The sequence below is a fragment of the Ruegeria sp. CDSA241 genome, from assembly GCF_059611265.1.
This window is the reverse complement of sequence record NZ_JBXWPF010000001.1, coordinates 246,550-265,008: the sequence shown is the minus strand read 5'-3', so window position 1 is coordinate 265,008 and position 18,459 is coordinate 246,550. Positions and strand designations below refer to the sequence as shown.

Below are 18,459 nucleotides of genomic sequence, written 5' to 3'. Positions count from 1 at the left end.
GGTAAGTAAGTAGATAACCGTGAGGCAAATACAGAATACAGGAGCCGTCAATGGAGCAGCTTAGTTCAGTTTGGGATTCTTTCCTGAACCACGCCCGCTATGTGTTTACGTCTCCTTTGGATCCCACGAACCGGATTTTCTATGTCTATGTCGGCAGTTCTCTGCTGATTGCCTTCGCCATCTATGCCGTGAAGCGCAGAAACGCGTCACATGTAGACGGAGAGAGCAGCTTTCTGGGGTTCCTGTTTCCCCGCAAGGTCTGGAACCATCCTTCTGCATGGCTCGATATCCGCTATTTCTTTTTCCACAAACTGATCGGGCATTTCCTGATATTGGGTCTGCTGGCCGGATCAGCCGCCTTGTCCTATCAATGGGCAAGCGGTGGGCTTGACCCCAATTACTCACCCCGGGCAGAGCCCTTGGTTGGCTGGTTGGGGGCTTTGGCTACCTTCACCTACATGCTCATTCTATTCCTGATTATGGATTTCATCGGCTACGCAGCCCATTACCTGCAGCATAAGGTCCCGCTGTTGTGGCAATTTCACAAAGTTCATCACAGCGCCGAGGTGATGCACCCGTTGTCGAATTTTCGCGAACATCCGATAGACAATATCCTCTACAATGTTGCGATTGGGTTTGGTGCCGGCGCAGTAACCGGGTTTGCGTTTCGACTGTTAGGGTACCAGCCGAACATGCCGGCATTGCTGGGCGTGCCGGTGCTGATGTTCTTGTTCAATGTCGGAGGCTATAATCTGCGACATTCCCATATCTGGTTGCGTTGGCCGGGTGTGTGGTCGAAAGTTTTTCCCTCGCCTGCGCATCACCACGTGCATCACAGTTGCCACCCGGACCATCTGGACAAAAACTTCGCCTTCATGTTTCCGTTCTGGGATGTGTTGTTCGGCACCTACATCATGCCCGAGGATAACAGGGACGTGAAATTCGGCGTGACCGAGAAGGACAAGGGTCACGAGATGGACACCTGCATGAAGCTCTATTTCCTGCCGTTCAGAGATGCGTGGCGTATTCTGAAAAAGAAACGGCGCCCATCGTCTTACCAAGCGCCCGATGCAGATGCCGCCAGTCGCCATTCGGTCAAATAGCGAGCATCTGAGGTGGTTGCCGGCCTGACGTGATCCGCTGATCGCCTGTGTCCGCCAACGCCTTGGCGGTGGTTTCGGCTGGGCATAGTGACGCAAACGCCCTCAAGCCGCGGCGGCTCCGATCTTGGCGATCTTGCTGACCCAGCGGTCCACGTGACCCGGTTTGGGATAACTTGCCCCGGCAAAATAGGTGAACCGGGTCGGCTTGAAGCCAACAAATCCCAATATCTGATCGCGTACCTGGCGGATCAGGGCCTGGCGATAGATCAGGCGCATGAACCAACCCGGCGTATCTGATGTCAGAATGACGCGCGCGGTGCGTCCGCTCAGCATCGGGGCGGGCAATCCAATCTTAGTGGTGTTTCGCGTGTCAAAGGTGCGTCCGGGGATGAACATCCGGTCGATCAGACCTTTGAGTTTTGCGGGCAATCCGCCCCACCACATTGGTGTGGTCAAGACCAGATGCTCGCTCCATTCGAAATCTTGCAATACCTGCTCAAGAACCGGTTCTAGCGGTTTGAAATCGTGATAATTGCCCTGGCCAAAATCAAAGTCGAACTGCATCTCACTCAGATGGACTAGACGTACGTCATGTCCCTTGCCTCGGGCGGCGTCGGCATAAGTTTCAGCAAAGGTCCGCGACAGGCTGCTATCGGCGGGGTGTCCGTCGAGGACGAGTATTTTCTTCGGTTGCATGGGGCTCTCCTGAAAATGACCATGGTCACTTATAGAATCAGAAAATGACCGCGGTCAATAAAAATTTGACCATGGTCAGAAAACATGCGAGCAAACCATATGCAAAAACCACCCCAGAAACGAACTCTCAAAACTCGGGCCCGGCTTCTGGCGGCTGCCGAGGCGCTCATTGAAAACAGCGGATACGAGGCGCTGAGGGTAGAAGAGGTCGTCCAGAGCGCTGGCGTCGCCAAAGGGACGTTCTTCGCGCATTTTCGCGACAAGGATGCCTTGATGGAGCTTCTGATCGCAGATCGGCTGAATGCCTGCCTCGATCAGGCCGAGGCTGGGACAGCGCCCAAATCGGTGAATGATATCATGACCGCCCTGCAGCCGGTTCACAGCTTCATGACATCCGAACGGTATGTCTTTGACTTGTTGATAAGATATTCGGGGGCGACGGCTATCGCCGATATCGGACCGATCGCATATTGCTTTGAGCGCTACTTTCGTGTGGTGATGATGTGGCTTGACGCTGCGGATGTCCGACAGGACATTCCGACCGAGCTGTTGGCCGAAGGTGTTCAGGCCTTTGCCATTCAGGCCATGTCCCTTAAGTTCTGCGCCTTGCACGCCTCGACCGGTTTTACCGACCGGTTGAGGGTCTATCTCGATGCATGGTTGACCCCGGCGACCTAGTCACCGGGGTCCTTTTTTAGCTGTGAATTGGCCCGTCACCGCAGGCCAGGGCCGCCTCACGCACCGCTTCGGAATATGTCGGATGCGCGTGACAGGTCAGCGCCAGATCTTCGGCCGAGGCGCCGAATTCCATCGCCACGCAGACCTCGTGAATCAAATCACCCGCAGCCGGGCCAATGATATGCGCGCCCAGAATGCGGTCGGTTTCCTTGTCTGCCAGAATCTTGACGAAACCATCCGAGGCAAAGTTCGCCTTGGCGCGGCCATTGCCCATGAACATGAACTTTCCGACCTTATAGGCACGGCCCTGTTCCTTGAGCGTCGCCTCGGTCTCGCCGACATTGGCGACCTCGGGCCAGGTGTAGATCACGCCCGGAATGACGCCATAGTTCACATGCCCATGCTTGCCCGCAATCTGTTCGGCAGCGGCCATGCCTTCGTCTTCGGCCTTATGCGCCAGCATCGGGCCTTCGGTCACGTCGCCGATGGCGTAGATGCCGGGGACGTTGGTCTGCCAATCGGCGCCTACCTTGATCTGACCGCGGGGTGTCATTTCAACACCCAAAGCGTCCAGCCCCAAACCATCCGAGAACGGTTTGCGCCCAGTAGCGACAAGGACGGTATCGGCGTCAATCACATGCTCGCTGTCATCCTTCAGCAGCTTATAAGTTACCTTGGCCTTGGTCTTGGTGGCTTCGGTCTTTTGCACCGCAGCACCCATGACAAAGTTCAGGCCCTGTTTCTTGAGGATGCGCTGGAAGGTTTTCTGAACCTCAGGGTCCATGCCCGGGGTGATTTCCTTGAGGAATTCGATAACTGTCACTTCGGCGCCCAGACGGCTGTAGACCGAGCCTAGTTCAAGCCCGATCACACCTGCGCCGATGACGACCATCTTTTTCGGGATTTTTCCCAGCGCCAACGCACCGGTCGAGGTCACGACAACCTTTTCGTCCACTTCGACACCGGGCAGCGCGGATGGCTCGGACCCGGACGCGATGATGATGTTCTTGGCTTCATGCACCTCGTCACCCACCTTGACCTGCCCAGCGGCCGGGATTGAACCCCAGCCTTTCAGCCAGTCGATCTTGTTCTTCTTGAACAGGAATTCGATGCCCTTGGTGTTCCCGTCAATGACTTCGTCCTTATAGGCCTGCATCTGCTTCCAATCGACCGAAGGGCTTTTGCCCTTGAGGCCCATCTTGGCAAAGTTATGTTCGGCCTCGTGCAGCTGATGGCTGGCATGCAACAGCGCCTTGGACGGAATGCAGCCCACGTTGAGGCAAGTGCCGCCCAGCGTCTCACGCCCTTCGACCACGGCGGTTTTCAACCCCAGCTGCGCGCAGCGGATGGCGCAGACATAGCCGCCGGGGCCTGCTCCGATTACGATGACGTCATAGTTTGCCATTTGTCCGGTCCTTGTATTTGGTGGGGTCGGATGCGCTTGTCCGCGCAATGCACCCCCATTGAATAATCTATGCGGCAGCTCGAATCAAAACACAGCTGCCAACAGCATTGCAGTGGTCGCCAGCAGCCCGATCATCCAGATCACCGTACGCCATGGTGTCCAGCCAAATGCATAGGCCGGAACATAGGAAGCGCGTGCGATCAGGTAGACCCAACTACAGGCGGCAGTAAAAGCGCTGGATTGCCCCGAGGTCGTAATGACCAAAGATGCGATAGAGAACAAAACCAACCCTTCGGAATGGTTGCTAAGTGCACGGTGCAGACGTCCCATTGCAGCAGGTTTGTCAAACGGGGTATCACGAGGTCCCAACGCGTGCAGCACATCGACCTTACCGTGGCCAGAGATCAAATAGGCGACAAATTGAGCGACCCAAAGAAGGGCTGCCAGCGACAAGACGGTCAATTCCGTGGTCATTCAGTTTGTTTCCTCGCACTAGGAACGGATGCGATAAATCGGTTTAAACTGGCGTCAGAAGCTTCACCTGAATATGCGCGATCCCGCCACGTTCGTGATGCATGGCCAATTCCTCGGAATCAAAGAAACTCAGGGCCTTTTCAAGATCAACCACCTCAAACATTGCAACGGCATGATCACGCTGATCGGGGTCTTTCCAGATGTGGAGGTCGCGGATACCCGCGGCCTCCCGCATTGGCTTGTCTTCGCGAAACACTTTCAGCCAGACATCAAAATCAGCAACGTCAGCCTGCCAGAGAACATGAGTTGCCATGGTCATAGATCCATCAGCAAGCGGCGTGGATCTTCCAGTGCCTCTTTCACGCGCACTAGGAAGGTCACAGCACCTTTGCCGTCCACGATCCGGTGGTCATAGGACAGAGCCAGATACATCATCGGGCGGATCTTGACCTCACCGTTGATGGCCATCGGACGGTCCTGAATCTTGTGCATACCAAGAATACCCGACTGCGGCGGGTTCAGAATCGGCGAGGACATCAGCGAGCCATAGACGCCGCCGTTCGAAATGGTGAAGGTGCCGCCCTGCATCTCTTCCATGCTCAGCTTGCCGTCACGGGCGCGCCTGCCCTTTTCGGCGATTGCCTTTTCGATCGCGGCAAATGACATCGAATCTGCATCACGGATGACCGGAACAACAAGACCGGTCGGCGTGCCTGCGGCGACACCCATATGCACAAAGTTCTTATAGACAATGTCGGTGCCATCAATCTCGGCATTCACTTCGGGCACTTCTTTCAGTGCATGACAGCAGGCCTTGGTGAAGAAGGACATAAAGCCCAGACGGACGCCGTGCTTCTTCTCGAACTGGTCCTTGTACTGGTTACGCAGGGCCATCACCTCTGTCATGTCCACCTCGTTATAGGTGGTCAGCATGGCGGCGGTGTTCTGGCTGTCTTTCAGGCGCTTGGCGATGGTCTGGCGCAGACGGGTCATGCGCACGCGTTCCTCGCGGCTGGCATCCTGTGCGGCAACGGGTGCGCGTGGTGCTTGGGCCGCTGGTGCAGGTGCCGCCGCTGCGGCCGCCGGGGCGGCGACTGCCTTGGCCACATCTTCCTTCATGATACGTCCGTCGCGTCCGGTTCCCGTGACCTGATCGGCGGACAGGCCAGCCTGGGCCATGGCTTTTTCGGCCGAAGGCGCGTTGGCTATGTCTTTGCCACCACCATCGCTGCTGCCCGCCGCAGGTGCTGCCGGAGCGGCTACTGCCCCTGCTGCTGAACCCGAGATCACCGCCAGCTTGGCTGCGGCGTCTACAGTTGCGCCTTCAGGGGCAACGATTTCTGCCAGAACACCCGCCGCAGGGGCGGGAACCTCGACCGAGACCTTGTCGGTTTCCAGCTCACACAGCATCTCGTCCTGAGCGACGCTGTCGCCGACCTGTTTGAACCAGGTCGAGACCGTCGCTTCGGTCACGGATTCGCCCAGCGTGGGCACCATCACATCAACGCTGCCGCCCGAGGCTGCCGGTGCTGCGGCAGGCGCAGGTGCGGCGGCTGGGGCCGGGGCGGCACCTTCTCCGGCGACGATTGTCGCCAGCAGGGCATCAACACCAACGGTTTCGCCTTCGGCGGCGACAACCTCACCCATCACGCCAGCGGCGGGTGAGGGGACCTCGACCGTGACCTTGTCGGTTTCAAGCTCGCACAGCATTTCATCGACCGCGACTGCATCACCGGGTTTCTTGAACCAGGTGGCAACGGTGGCTTCGGTAACGGATTCGCCCAGCGTGGGAACACGAACTTCAATGGACATCATTACTTTCCTTCAATGCTCAGCGCTTCGTTCACCAGCGCTTCTTGTTGGGCTTTATGTTGGCTGGCCAGACCCGTTGCAGGCGAGGCCGAGGTGGCGCGGCCGACATAGACCGGGCGGGTATTCTTGGCGCCGATCCGGGTCAGGACCCATTCGATATTGGGTTCGATAAAGGACCACGCCCCCTGGTTCTTGGGCTCTTCCTGACACCAGATGATTTCGGCTCCCTTGAACCGTTCCAGTTCATTGATCAGCGAATGCGCGGGGAACGGATAGTACTGTTCGATCCGCATCAGATAGACATCGTCGATGCCGCGCGCGTCACGCTCTTCCAGCAGGTCGAAATAGACCTTGCCGGAACACATCACGACCCGTTTGATTTTGTCATCATTGACCAGGGTTGTGTCCGAGTTACCCTTTTGCGCGTCGTCCCACAGCACCCGGTGGAAGCTGGAGCCGGTGGTGAAATCCTCGGCCGTGCTGATCGCCAGCTTGTGGCGCAACAGCGATTTCGGTGTCACCAGGATCAGCGGCTTGCGGAAGGTTCTGTGCAGCTGACGGCGCAGGATGTGGAAGTAGTTCGCAGGCGTCGTGCAGTTGGCTACGATCCAGTTGTCCTGACCACACATCTGCAGAAAACGTTCCAGACGCGAGGACGAGTGTTCAGGCCCTTGCCCTTCGAACCCGTGCGGCAGCAGGGTCACCAGACCGGACATGCGCAGCCATTTGCTTTCGCCCGAGCTGATGAACTGATCGAACATGATCTGCGCACCGTTGGCGAAATCGCCGAATTGCGCCTCCCACAGGGTCAGAGCGTTGGGTTCAGCCAGGGAAAAGCCGTATTCAAAGCCCAGAACCGCGTATTCCGACAGCATCGAGTCGATCACCTCATATTGTGATTGACCAGCCCGGATGTTGTTCAGTGGATAGTACCGCTCTTCAGTTTCCTGATTGATAAAGCCGGAATGGCGCTGGCTGAACGTACCGCGCGTTGCGTCCTGTCCCGACAGGCGAACTGGATAGCCTTCGGTCAGCAATGACCCAAAGGCCAGCGCCTCACCCGTGGCCCAGTCAAAGCCTTTGCCGGTTTCGAACATCTGCTTTTTGTGGTCCAGCAGGCGGCCGACAGTTTTATGTAGTGCAAATCCCTCGGGGGCCCGGGTTAGCGATGCGCCAACCTCGGCCAGGGTTTCTGGTGCAATCGCAGTATCGCCGCGAACATATTCGTCTTTGTTCTTATCCAGATGCGCCCAACGCCCGTCCAGCCAGTCGGCCTTGTTGGGCTTATAGTCTTTGCCGGCTTCGAACTCATCATTCAGATGGGCCTGGAAGGCGGCTTTCATATCTTCGATCTCGCCTTCGGGGATCAACCCGTCCTTGACCAGCCGTTCCGTGTATAGTGACAGCGTGGTCTTATGGGTCTTGATCTTCTTGTACATGATCGGGTTGGTGAACATGGGCTCGTCGCCCTCGTTATGCCCGAACCGGCGATAGCAGAATATATCCAGAACCACGTCCTTGTGGAACTTCTGGCGAAACTCGGTCGCAACCTTGGCTGCGTGTACCACCGCCTCGGGGTCGTCGCCATTCACGTGGAAGATCGGGGCTTCAACCATCATTGCGATATCCGTGGGATAAGGGCTGGAGCGCGAGAAATGCGGTGCGGTTGTAAAGCCGATCTGGTTGTTCACCACGATATGCATGGTGCCGCCGGTCCTGTGACCGCGCAGGCCGGACAGGCCGAATCCTTCGGCAACGACACCCTGACCGGCAAAGGCCGCATCGCCATGCAGTAGAATGGCCATGACTCTGGTCCGGTCGGTGTCGTTCAACTGATCCTGCTTGGCGCGGACCTTGCCCAGAACAACAGGGTTCACCGCCTCAAGGTGGCTTGGGTTAGCGGTCAATGACAGGTGTACGCTGTTGCCGTCAAATTCGCGGTCGCTTGAGGCGCCTAGGTGGTATTTTACATCGCCCGAGCCATCCACGTCCTCAGGCTTGAAGCTGCCCCCCTGGAATTCGTTAAAGATGGCGCGGTATGGCTTGGCCATTACATTCGCTAGAATGTTCAGACGTCCGCGGTGTGGCATGCCGATGACAATATCGCTTAGGCCTAGGGCCCCGCCGCGTTTGATGATCTGTTCCATCGCGGGGATCAATGCTTCGCCGCCGTCCAGACCAAAGCGCTTGGTGCCCATGTATTTCACGTGCAGGAACTTTTCGAACCCTTCGGCCTCGACCATCTTGTTCAGGATGGCCTTGCGGCCCTCTTTGGTGAACGCGATTTCCTTGCCATAGCCTTCGATCCGTTCCTTCAGCCAGGCAGCCTCTTCCGGGTTCGAAATATGCATGTATTGCAGCGCGAAGGTGCCGCAATAGGTGCGTTTCACGATCTCGACGATCTGGCGCATGCTGGCCATCTGCAGGCCCAGCACGTTGTCGATAAAGATCGGGCGATCCATATCGGCATCGGTAAACCCATAAGTCTTGGGGTCCAATTCCGGATGCGTGCTGGCAGCCCGCATGCCCAACGGGTCCAGATCGGCGGCCAGATGACCCCGAATACGATAGGCCCGGATCAGCATCAGCGCCCGCAGACTGTCCAAAACTGCGCGTTTAATCTGGTCTTCGCTGACGGCAACACCTTTGTCGGCGGCTTTTTCCTTGATCTTCTTGCCCGCCGCCTTGGCGTCGATCTCGGCCCATTCGCCAGTCAACGCACCGGTCAGATCATCCGTCGGCATCGGCGGCCAGTCGGACCGCGCCCACGAAGGTCCCTCGGCCTCGCGCTGGACATCAGGCGAGGCGTCGCCCATGGCCTTGAAGAACTCGGCCCAGGCGGCATCCACCGCGCCGGGGTTCTTGGTATACTGGGCGTAGAGCTGCTCCAGATATTCGGCATTATGCCCCTGCATAAAGCTTGAGGCGTGGAAGGCAGAGTTGGGCGAATGTTCGGTCATTGTAGGACCTCAAATGCGATTTCGGATTTGGTAGGATTTAGTCTTGCGGATCTTCGGGGTAGTTTCCGGCCTCGAATACCCAGGTCATTCTTCGTCGAACGATGTCTATCGTATCTGCGTCGAAATAATCGGGCACTGGAATGCCTTTTCGTCGTTCGGCCATCGACTTTTCGTGCGGCAATTCAAAGCTGTCTTCCGGCAGCCCAAAGGAGCGATAAATCTCTTTCAGATCTGACTGCAGGTTTTCCTTGCGGACGAACTTGTCCACGATCAGCTTGTTGTTGATCGAGACTATCTTCCAGTTATTGCCCCAGGCCTTTGACCGGATGAACTCTTTGAACTGAGCAATTTCGGTCTGCGGGTCTTCCGAGGGCAATCCTTGCTGATGTTTCCGAAAGTGGTAGTCGGATACAGCACGATCGAAAGGATTTCGTACGTTGGCGATCTTTGTATAGGAATCAAAGGTCTTTGACCCAAGATTGGCTCGAACCTGTTTCGCAGGCATATGGTTGCGCCATGCGTATTTGCGCCAGAACTGCCATTTTGGCCGGACCAAACCTGCAGTTTTCCCACGAGCACCGACAATACCGTATTTCGATACGCGGATTTGCCCATTTTCAAGCCGCGGAAGACCGGGTTCTTCGCATAAAGGCTGAAGCGCTATCTCGGTAGAGGTTCCCGCGGTCTTCGTCGTCTTGAGATAGATGAATTTGTGCTCATGGCAAACCAAAACCATGTCAGATGGCCTTTCTGGCCACAGGGGCCGCTTGTAGAGAGTTTACGCTCAGCAGGTTCATTGAGGGACCTCTGAAGGATTGGGACCGTATTGGTTGGTGCCTGGCTGGCTGGGGCGGGTCAGCCACCATAGGACCAGGAGGGGCGACACAAACAGGATCAGAAGCGTCGGAATGACGATCAACAGAGTGGCGCGGGTGAACAGGATGTCCAGATTGCCGCCATGCTGAAAATGCGAGGCGAGGCCGATGCCAAAGACCATCACGGCCCCGGCGCCAAAGAACAGCAGGATCGGCAGTAGCGCATACAGCCCGCTGCGCCCGGTATCATGCATCCGCCGCCATGCGACGGCCAGATGCGGGAAGAACACGATTAGACCAACAATGCCCTGCACAGGCTGCGAAGACGTGACGGACACGGATCTGGACGTCTCGGTCTCAGTCACAGCGACTTGCGTGAAGAACTGCGCGTCTATGATCCCGGCAATAATGCTCCAGATCAGGATGAACAGGAAAAAGAACCAGTATTCGGGCCTCGAGGCCCTCCCTGAGAAGGTGAAGAACTTGGCGAAACAGGTGCGGATGGCGTCAGAGAAGGTCATGGTTGTTGTTTGGCTCATGCCTTGCCCCTAATTTTGGACCGGGCAGTCGAAAACTGACTGGCGGCGTTCAAATAGCAGAAGTGAGCTGCCGACCGAAGTATCGGAAACAAGTCTAGCGGATCCTTCAAATTGCGAGCACCAAAAATCGGCAGCTGCTTGCAACTCTTCATCGTCGACACGAATGCTCAAATAAGTAAATGAGATGCGGTCATCGCCCAATGTTTTTGTCGAGCCACCTGTGACGCCAGGAATGGCGCGAACGATGAATTGATCCATCGGTGCTTCACTAGATGCGTCGGCGCTGGCTAGGTTACCTAAGCAGGCGACCGCTACAACGAGTCCTGCCCAGCGGCATCGCCGGGCAGCGTCCGTCCACCCCGTTTTGCCGAAGGCAAACCAAAGAATTGACGGGCAGGTGCTTCGCACCCACCCGCAGTTGGGCGCCGCCCTCAGCTCATATGGGCAACAGGGAGTCACAGCTCACCCAATCGCTTCCAGCACAGCCTCACCCAGCTGCGCCGGGCTTTCGGCCACGACGATACCGGCCGAGCGCATGGCTTCGATCTTGTCCTCGGCACCGCCCTTGCCACCGGCGACAATCGCGCCCGCGTGGCCCATGCGGCGGCCCGGAGGGGCCGTGCGGCCTGCGATGAAACCGGCGGTCGGCTTGGAGCGACCCTTCTTGGCCTCATCCGCCAGGAACTGCGCGGCTTCTTCTTCGGCCGAGCCACCGATCTCACCGATCATGATGATCGAGTGGGTCTCGTCATCGGCCAGGAACCATTCCAGCACGTCGATATGCTCGGTCCCTTTGATCGGGTCGCCGCCGATGCCGACGCAGGTGGATTGGCCCAGACCCACATCGGTGGTCTGTTTGACGGCCTCATAGGTCAGCGTACCGGAACGTGACACAACGCCGACCGAGCCGCGCTTGTGGATGTGGCCGGGCATGATGCCGATCTTGCAGGCGTCGGGCGTGATCACACCGGGGCAGTTCGGGCCGATCAGGCGTGACTTGCTGCCCTCTAGAGCGCGCTTCACCTTCATCATGTCCAGAACCGGGATGCCTTCGGTGATGCAGACGATCACTTCCATCTCGGCATCAATCGCCTCAAGGATCGAGTCCGCCGCGAAGGGCGGCGGCACATAGATCACCGATGCGTTGGCTTCGGTCACATGCTTGGCCTCGTGGACCGAGTTGAACACGGGCAGGTCAAGATGTGTCATCCCGCCTTTGCCGGGGGTCACGCCGCCGACCATCTTGGTGCCATACGCAATGGCCTGTTCAGAGTGGAATGTGCCCTGCGAGCCGGTAAAGCCCTGACAGATCACTTTGGTATTTTCGTCGATGAGGACTGCCATTTGGCGTTCTCCTATTTTTACCATTGATGGGTCAGGTGACCCTTAAGGTATTGGTTGTAGGCTCACGCCCATTCAAACTTTGATCCGTGCGCTGAAGTAGTGTTCGCCGCCGAGTACACCCACGTCCCGGATGCTGATCGGACCCAAGTCGCTTTGCAAAGCGTTAAAAGTCCCATTGACCGTTGATGGATTTTCGTTGGACACAAACACAATTGAGCAGGCAGTATCGGTCAGTTTGACCGAAAGATCTTGTTTCTGATGAAAGTATGTCGTTGTTTTCGAGTTCTGGACAAATCCATTTGCCGCCGCTGCGTCTTCCAAAGCACTGCGTCCCAATTCTGCCTGACCACACAGCGCGCGGAAATACGCCGTAGCTTGTCCGGCCGAGACCGGATTGGCGCCTGGACCCGCGTTTGATGACCGCTTGATTTCTGGCGGGTTCGACGGCGACGTGCTCTCAGTTGTTGTTTGACAGGCGGCCAAGCTAAGCAGTGCGCCTGCAAACAACAGTGGCTTACTGAAAAGACCCACGAATTTACCCCTTAACCGCCTTCACGATCTTCTCGGCACCGTCTTTCAGGTTGTCTGCCGCGATCACGTCCAGGCCCGAGGTGTTGATGATCTCTTTGCCTTTCTCAACATTTGTGCCTTCCAGACGCACAACAAGCGGAACCTGCAGGCCGACCTCTTTCACTGCGGCGACCACGCCCTCGGCAATGACGTCACAGCGCATGATGCCGCCGAAGATGTTGACCAGAATGCCTTTGACCTGCGGGTCGCTGGTGATGATCTTGAACGCCTCGGTGACTTTCTCTTTGGTCGCACCGCCGCCGACGTCGAGGAAGTTGGCAGGCTCAGCCCCATAGAGCTTGATGATGTCCATCGTCGCCATCGCCAGACCGGCACCGTTGACCATGCAGCCGATCTCACCATCCAGTGCGATGTAGTTCAGGTCGTATTTCGAGGCTTCCAGTTCCTTGGAATCTTCTTCGGTCGTGTCGCGCAGCTCGGCGATATCAGGGTGGCGGTACATCGCGTTGCCGTCAAAGCTGACTTTGGCGTCCAACACTTTCAGGTCGCCGCTGTCGGAGACGATCAGCGGGTTAATCTCCAGCATTTCCATGTCCTTCTCGACGAAGGCGGCATAGAGCTGGCTCATCAGTTTGACGCACTGTTTGACCTGCGCGCCCTCCAGGCCCAGCGAGAAGGCGATGCGGCGGCCATGATAGGGCTGATAGCCTGTGGCTGGGTCAACCGAGAAGGACAAGATTTTCTCAGGCGTGGCTGCGGCCACCTCTTCGATATCCATGCCGCCTTCGGTCGAGCAGACGAATGAGATGCGGCTGGTCTGGCGGTCTACCAGCAGGGCCAGGTACAGTTCGCGTTCGATGCCGGAACCGGCCTCGATATAGATGCGGTTGACCTGTTTGCCCGCAGGACCGGTCTGATGCGTGACCAGTGTGCGGCCTAGCATCTTTTTTGCTTCTTCAGAGGCTTCTTCCACCGACTTGGTCAGACGGACACCGCCCTTTTCACCGGCATCGGCCTCTTTGAAAGAGCCCTTGCCACGGCCACCCGCGTGGATCTGTGCTTTGACAACCCACAATGGGCCATCCAGTTCACCGGCTGCGGTTTTGGCTTCCTCGGCGCGCAGGACCGCGCGACCGTCGGAAACCGGGGCGCCATAGCTGCGAAGAAGCGCTTTGGCCTGATATTCGTGAATGTTCATCGAAACTGTCCCGTCTGACTACGATTGACCGATATAGGCGTGTCTAAGGGGTAAGTTTAAAGGCTTTTTTGATGTTGAGTAGGTTTTTCACGGAGATTTTCATTATTTGTGATCACAGCTTTTCAGGGTGTGATCACAAAACTTGAGCTGGTATTGAGCGTTGATTCGGCAGGAAATTCACCCAATAGAATATGACGTTTTCAAGCTAGCGCTAACCTATCCGCGTCTGAGGCGGACGATACCCTTTTTCACAGACATCACCAGTTTGCGCAGTTTGCCCAACAAGCCTTTGTCGGCCAGTGGTCGGACCTTTTTCGACGCGCCGGGCGTGAGCTGTGCGTCGGCTTCGATAAGGCTGTTGATATGACGTTCGAGATCGGGCCCTACCAAACCGGCGACAGTTCTAGCGCTGTCCAGCCGCTTGTCATGACGGCTGTGAAATTTGTAGTGATGCAGCAGGCGCGGGGCGCTGTGCAGAAAACCAAACATCTCGGCCTGACGATAATCGAGGAAGTTGTACTCGGGTGGCAGAACTGCCAGTCGCAACGCGCTGGCAAACAGCTTTTCGCGGATCAGCGCCTGATCTGAGGTCAGGTTTTCCGAGATGATAGTCTCTTGTACATCTCGCAGGAAATCCAGCACTGCGTCCGAAGTGCGAATTCCAACCAGCCCGCCATTGAGATGGGGAAATGCGTTGGGCAGCGGAGTTTTCCAAACACGTTGCGCATGGGCCGAGTTGCGCAAAGGGTCATGGACCATCGCGATATCAAATTGCTCTAGGACGGTGAAGATATCCGACATATCTGCCAGACAGCGCACATCGGCATCCAAATAGACCGTCTTTTCGAACCGGGACCGCACAAGGCTTTCGAACTTGGGTCGGAACCAGCTTTTGTCCAGCATGTGGATTTGGTCAAACACTTCTGTTCCCGGGATGTTTTCGAGGTCGGTGAACAGGTCGACCGGTACATCCGGCATGGCGACCTTTAACGACCGAGCCGCTGCCACCGCTGTTTCGATGTAATCCTTACCGCTTGCGGCAATGACAAATCCCTGAGACGACATGGCAATCTTCCAAAAAATGACCCGGCCCACCATGGGTGAGCCGGGTTCTGTTTAACCGTATAAGACGGATCAGGCCAGAGAGCTGTCGATGCCTTTGCATGCTTCGATCAGGCCCTTCACGGCGTTGACCGAATTGTCGAAACCGGCCTGCTCTTCTTCGTTGAGCTTGATGTTGACGATACGCTCGATACCGCCTGCGCCGATCACGGTGGGGACGCCGACATACATGCCTTCGACACCCAGCTCTCCGTCGCAATAAGCGGCGCAGGGCAGGACGCGTTTCTGGTCTTTCAGATAGGCTTCGGCCATTTCGATTGCCGATGTGGCAGGCGCATAGAAAGCCGAACCTGTTTTCAGCAGGCCAACGATTTCAGCCCCGCCGTCTCGGGTACGCTGCACGATTGCGTCCAGTTTCTCTTGTGTGGTCCAGCCCATCTCGACCAGATCGGGAAGCGGGATGCCCGCAACGGTAGAATAACGAACCGAAGGAACCATGGTGTCGCCGTGGCCACCCAGAACAAAGGCAGTGACGTCGCGCATGGACACGTTGAATTCTTCCGACAAGAAGTGGGCAAAACGGCCCGAGTCCAGTACGCCCGCCATGCCGCAGACTTTGTTGTGCGGCATGCCCGAGAATTCACGCAGAGCCCAGACCATCGCGTCCAGCGGGTTGGTGATGCAGATGACAAAAGCATCGGGCGCGTTGGCGGCGATGCCTTCACCGACCGACTTCATGACTTTCAGGTTGATGCCCAGCAGGTCATCACGGCTCATGCCTGGCTTGCGTGGGACACCTGCGGTGACGATGCAAACGTCGGCGCCTGCGATGTCCTCATAGGACTGGGTGCCTTTTAGCTTGGCGTCGAACCCTTCGGAAGGGCCGGATTCTGCGATATCCAGCGCCTTGCCTTCCGGAGTGCCCTCGGCGATGTCGAACAGCACGACGTCACCGAGTTCCTTCATTGCTGCGAGGTGGGCGAGCGTGCCGCCGATCTGACCTGCGCCGATCAGCGCGATCTTGGGTCTGGCCATTTGGAAAATCTCCGGTCGGTATTGAAATCGCGGTTTTGCTAGTCCTAAAACCGGCGCTGCGCAAGCCTTCTGCGGCGCGGCATGCCACCGCATACCGTTTGCATGTCTCCTACCGATTGCGCTAAACCGCCTGTGACTCATGCATATTTACGGGACGCCGCATGTTCGAGATGGACCTGATGTTTTTTGCCGTGGCGATCCCTGCTGTGATCTTCGCCGGCATCTCGAAGGGTGGGTTCGGCTCGGGGGTGGCGTTTGCCGCGTCATCGATTCTGGCACTGATCCTGACACCGGGACAGGCGCTTGCACTGATGTTGCCAATTCTGATGGTAATCGACGTCGCTACGCTGGGCCCCTATTGGAAACGCTGGAGCTGGCCGGATTCACGCCTGCTGATCGTGGGGGCAGTGCCGGGTGTGGCTGTGGGCGCCTGGCTGTATCGCGCCACGAATGACGACCTTCTGCGCCTGCTGATCGGAGGGATTTCAGTGGGGTTCGTGATCTGGCATGTGGCCCAGAGAAAGGGCTGGATCCGCGGCTTTGCCAATCGCCTGCCGCCATTTGCGGGAATTCTTGCGGGGTTGGTCGCCGGATTCACTAGCTTTGTCAGTCATGCGGGCGGCCCACCCGCCGCCGTCTATCTGATCTCGCAGCGTCTGTCTAAAACCGAGTTTCAGGCGAGCACAGTGCTGGTCTTCTGGGTCATCAATGTCGCTAAATTCATTCCGTATGCCTATCTGGGTCTGTTCACATGGCACACTGCGCTGGCCGACTTGTTGCTGGCTCCATTTGCCGTGCTTGGTGCATGGCTAGGTGTGCGCGCGCATTTCATGATATCCGAACGCCTGTTCTTCGGTATTGCCTACGTTTTGCTGATGCTGACCGGAACAAAACTGATCTGGGAGGCCCTGAGCTAGACATTGGGCGGCAGTGCTTCGGCCATATCTTCGTAGGACTGGCCCGAAGCCACAAGGCAGGTCATTCCATCCGGTAATGTCACCGTAATAGTCCAGCTTCCGCTTTGATCAGAGGCAAAGACTTCCATCACCGCACCTTGTCGGGCGATGCCAATGCTCTTACGCGTTTCGCCATAAGTCTCGGCCAGTCGAGTTATGACCTCGTCGCGGGGGGCGCAGCTTTGAGCCTGCACCTGCTGGGCGGCCAGAACCATGATACCCAGCCCCATTGTCATATTGAACAGCGTCTTGCTCATCGGTGAACCCTTTTGATTGCGATCTGCCAAGACGGTGACCGGTGCAGACCGAAATACGGTTAAAGGAACGCACGTTGCGTCGTTAATGCTGCGGTGCGGCAAATTTACGCTTGAACTTTCCTGCAGAAAATGCCCCATTCTGCGCAACATTATTTCAAGAGGCCGAAGCCAATGGACTCCCGTCAGCGACCCTACCGTTCCGTATTGTACATTCCCGGTTCCAAAGACCGGGCGTTGGACAAGGCCCGCAACCTGCCTGTTGATGCGGTTATTTTTGACCTCGAAGATGCGGTCGCGGCGGAGGAAAAAAACAACGCGCGCGAAACGCTGGGGGCTGCCTTGGCTGCTGGCGGTTATGGGGCGCGGGTCAAGATCGTACGAATCAATGGCCTAGATAACGAATGGGGCCGGGCCGATGCCCTAGCCGTGCGGGACATGGACGTGGATGTGGTTCTGCTGCCCAAAGTGAATTCTGCCGCAGATGTGGATGCGTTGGCCGCAATAACCGGTGAGCTGCCGATATGGGCCATGATGGAGACGCCGCGCGGGATGCTGAACGCCGCCGAAATTGCCGCGCATCCGCAGATGGCGGGCTTCGTCATGGGCACCAACGATCTGGCTAAGGAATTGCAGACACGGTTCCGCCCAGACCGCCTGCCGTTGCAGACGTCGCTGGGCCTGTGCCTGTTAGCCGCGAAGGCCGAGGGGCTGATCATCGTAGATGGCGTCTATAACGCCTTCAAGGACAGCGAAGGCCTGGCGGCCGAATGCGCGCAGGGCCGCGATATGGGCTTTGACGGCAAGACCCTTATCCATCCCGCACAGGTCGATGTCACCAACGACGCCTTCGCCCCATCGGATGAGGAAATCGATCTGGCCCGCCGCCAGATCACCGCCTTTGAAGAGACCGAAGCACAAGGGCAGGGCGTCGCGGTCGTCGATGGCAAGATCGTGGAAAACCTGCACGTTGCAACCGCCCGTGAAACTCTGGCAAAAGCAGAGGCGATTTCAGCTTTGCAAGCGGGGTAAGCCAGCATGGGCTTTGTTCTTCTGATTCTTGGTGTGGCGCTCTGGTGGGCCGCACATCTGTTCAAACGCGTGATGCCGGACCAGCGCGCGGCGATGGGCAAAGGCGGTGCGGGCGCGGTGGCGCTGGCGCTGCTGGCGTCAATCCTGTTGATGATCTTCGGTTATCGCATGACCGATTTCATCCCAATATGGTCGCCGCCGACCTTTCTGATCCACGTCAACAACCTGCTGGTGCTGATCGCTATCTATATGATGAGCCCCGCAGGCCAAAAGGGTCGTCTGCTGAACAAGCTGCGTCACCCGATGCTGGGCGGCATGAAGCTCTGGGCCTTTGCGCATTTGCTGGTCAATGGTGATCTGGCCTCAATCGTCCTGTTCGGCGGCTTGCTGGCCTGGGCGGTGGTCGAAGTGATCGTGATCAACAAATCCGAGCCGGACTGGACACCGGGCGAGCCGGGCACTTACGGCAAGGATGCGATGTTCTTTGTCGCGTCGATCGTTCTGCTGGGCATTATCGGCTATATTCACGGGTTGGTCGGCCCGTCGCCGTTTGGTTCATAAAGGT

General features: G+C 57.2%; 20 protein-coding genes. 5 read left to right on the top strand and 15 right to left on the bottom strand.

The window, feature by feature from the left end; genetic code table 11:
* Positions 1 to 50 precede the first annotated feature (50 nt).
* Positions 51 to 1,103 carry a sterol desaturase family protein gene (locus AC2FJV_RS01315; RefSeq protein WP_496712161.1) on the top strand — a complete coding sequence of 351 codons (1,053 nt, stop codon included), beginning with the start codon at positions 51 to 53 and terminating at the stop codon, positions 1,101 to 1,103.
* A gap of 102 nt (positions 1,104 to 1,205) precedes the next feature.
* On the opposite strand, the gene AC2FJV_RS01310 is transcribed toward AC2FJV_RS01315, so the two are convergent.
* Positions 1,206 to 1,799, bottom strand: a complete 594-nt coding sequence (locus AC2FJV_RS01310) for an NAD(P)H-dependent oxidoreductase (RefSeq protein WP_142635456.1) — start codon at positions 1,797 to 1,799, stop codon at positions 1,206 to 1,208.
* A 99-nt stretch (positions 1,800 to 1,898) separates the two neighbouring features.
* Between AC2FJV_RS01310 and AC2FJV_RS01305 the strand changes: the two genes are divergently transcribed.
* Positions 1,899 to 2,477 (top strand): TetR/AcrR family transcriptional regulator, encoded by a 579-nt coding sequence (locus AC2FJV_RS01305; protein WP_142635458.1) that lies wholly within the window; start codon positions 1,899 to 1,901, stop codon positions 2,475 to 2,477.
* 16 nt (positions 2,478 to 2,493) lie between these two features.
* On the opposite strand, the gene lpdA is transcribed toward AC2FJV_RS01305, so the two are convergent.
* From lpdA to mdh, 13 genes are all read right to left on the bottom strand, one after another.
* Positions 2,494 to 3,882: a dihydrolipoyl dehydrogenase gene (lpdA, locus tag AC2FJV_RS01300; protein ID WP_142635460.1), complete on the bottom strand. Its 1,389-nt coding sequence runs from the start codon at positions 3,880 to 3,882 to the stop codon at positions 2,494 to 2,496.
* Between the two features lie 84 nt (positions 3,883 to 3,966).
* Positions 3,967 to 4,356 carry an MAPEG family protein gene (locus AC2FJV_RS01295; protein WP_142635462.1) on the bottom strand — a complete coding sequence of 130 codons (390 nt, stop codon included), beginning with the start codon at positions 4,354 to 4,356 and terminating at the stop codon, positions 3,967 to 3,969.
* Between the two features lie 43 nt (positions 4,357 to 4,399).
* Positions 4,400 to 4,669, bottom strand: a complete 270-nt coding sequence (locus AC2FJV_RS01290) for a hypothetical protein (protein WP_142635953.1) — start codon at positions 4,667 to 4,669, stop codon at positions 4,400 to 4,402.
* 2 nt (positions 4,670 to 4,671) lie between these two features.
* Positions 4,672 to 6,168 (bottom strand): 2-oxoglutarate dehydrogenase complex dihydrolipoyllysine-residue succinyltransferase, encoded by a 1,497-nt coding sequence (odhB, locus tag AC2FJV_RS01285; protein WP_496712158.1) that lies wholly within the window; start codon positions 6,166 to 6,168, stop codon positions 4,672 to 4,674.
* 2 nt (positions 6,169 to 6,170) lie between these two features.
* Positions 6,171 to 9,128: a 2-oxoglutarate dehydrogenase E1 component gene (locus AC2FJV_RS01280; protein ID WP_496712154.1), complete on the bottom strand. Its 2,958-nt coding sequence runs from the start codon at positions 9,126 to 9,128 to the stop codon at positions 6,171 to 6,173.
* A 37-nt stretch (positions 9,129 to 9,165) separates the two neighbouring features.
* On the bottom strand, positions 9,166 to 9,864 hold the full coding sequence (locus tag AC2FJV_RS01275; protein ID WP_496712152.1) for a sulfotransferase family 2 domain-containing protein: 699 nt from the start codon (positions 9,862 to 9,864) through the stop codon (positions 9,166 to 9,168).
* A gap of 57 nt (positions 9,865 to 9,921) precedes the next feature.
* A complete protein-coding gene (locus AC2FJV_RS01270; RefSeq protein WP_425595585.1) occupies positions 9,922 to 10,464 on the bottom strand; it encodes a DUF805 domain-containing protein in 543 nt (180 codons plus the stop codon).
* 27 nt (positions 10,465 to 10,491) lie between these two features.
* Positions 10,492 to 10,740 carry a hypothetical protein gene (locus tag AC2FJV_RS01265; RefSeq protein WP_142635470.1) on the bottom strand — a complete coding sequence of 83 codons (249 nt, stop codon included), beginning with the start codon at positions 10,738 to 10,740 and terminating at the stop codon, positions 10,492 to 10,494.
* Positions 10,741 to 10,944: 204 nt separating this feature from the next.
* Complete coding sequence (sucD, locus tag AC2FJV_RS01260) at positions 10,945 to 11,826, bottom strand: succinate--CoA ligase subunit alpha (protein ID WP_058273535.1); 882 nt, start codon at positions 11,824 to 11,826, stop codon at positions 10,945 to 10,947.
* Between the two features lie 72 nt (positions 11,827 to 11,898).
* Entirely contained in the window at positions 11,899 to 12,147 is a 249-nt protein-coding gene (locus AC2FJV_RS01255; protein ID WP_281972548.1) for a hypothetical protein, read from the bottom strand.
* Positions 12,148 to 12,361: 214 nt separating this feature from the next.
* On the bottom strand, positions 12,362 to 13,555 hold the full coding sequence (sucC, locus tag AC2FJV_RS01250; RefSeq protein WP_496712150.1) for an ADP-forming succinate--CoA ligase subunit beta: 1,194 nt from the start codon (positions 13,553 to 13,555) through the stop codon (positions 12,362 to 12,364).
* Between the two features lie 216 nt (positions 13,556 to 13,771).
* Positions 13,772 to 14,620 carry a putative nucleotide-diphospho-sugar transferase gene (locus AC2FJV_RS01245; protein WP_496712148.1) on the bottom strand — a complete coding sequence of 283 codons (849 nt, stop codon included), beginning with the start codon at positions 14,618 to 14,620 and terminating at the stop codon, positions 13,772 to 13,774.
* Between the two features lie 69 nt (positions 14,621 to 14,689).
* Entirely contained in the window at positions 14,690 to 15,652 is a 963-nt protein-coding gene (gene mdh / locus AC2FJV_RS01240) for a malate dehydrogenase (RefSeq protein WP_142635480.1), read from the bottom strand.
* Positions 15,653 to 15,813: 161 nt separating this feature from the next.
* Between mdh and AC2FJV_RS01235 the strand changes: the two genes are divergently transcribed.
* A complete protein-coding gene (locus AC2FJV_RS01235; RefSeq protein ID WP_271948427.1) occupies positions 15,814 to 16,569 on the top strand; it encodes a sulfite exporter TauE/SafE family protein in 756 nt (251 codons plus the stop codon).
* Here the strand turns inward: AC2FJV_RS01235 and AC2FJV_RS01230 are convergent.
* The gene (locus AC2FJV_RS01230; protein ID WP_271948426.1) at positions 16,566 to 16,865 is read right to left on the bottom strand and encodes a hypothetical protein; all 300 of its coding nucleotides are present in this window, start codon (positions 16,863 to 16,865) and stop codon (positions 16,566 to 16,568) included. The two genes, AC2FJV_RS01235 and AC2FJV_RS01230, sit on opposite strands and share 4 nt — an antisense overlap.
* Positions 16,866 to 17,036: 171 nt before the next feature.
* Here AC2FJV_RS01230 and AC2FJV_RS01225 point away from each other — a divergent pair, with 171 nt between their 5' ends.
* Both AC2FJV_RS01225 and AC2FJV_RS01220 read left to right on the top strand, forming a co-directional pair.
* The gene (locus AC2FJV_RS01225; RefSeq protein ID WP_496712146.1) at positions 17,037 to 17,894 is read left to right on the top strand and encodes an HpcH/HpaI aldolase/citrate lyase family protein; all 858 of its coding nucleotides are present in this window, start codon (positions 17,037 to 17,039) and stop codon (positions 17,892 to 17,894) included.
* Between the two features lie 6 nt (positions 17,895 to 17,900).
* The gene (locus AC2FJV_RS01220) at positions 17,901 to 18,455 is read left to right on the top strand and encodes an NnrU family protein (RefSeq protein WP_496688977.1); all 555 of its coding nucleotides are present in this window, start codon (positions 17,901 to 17,903) and stop codon (positions 18,453 to 18,455) included.
* Positions 18,456 to 18,459 lie beyond the last annotated feature (4 nt).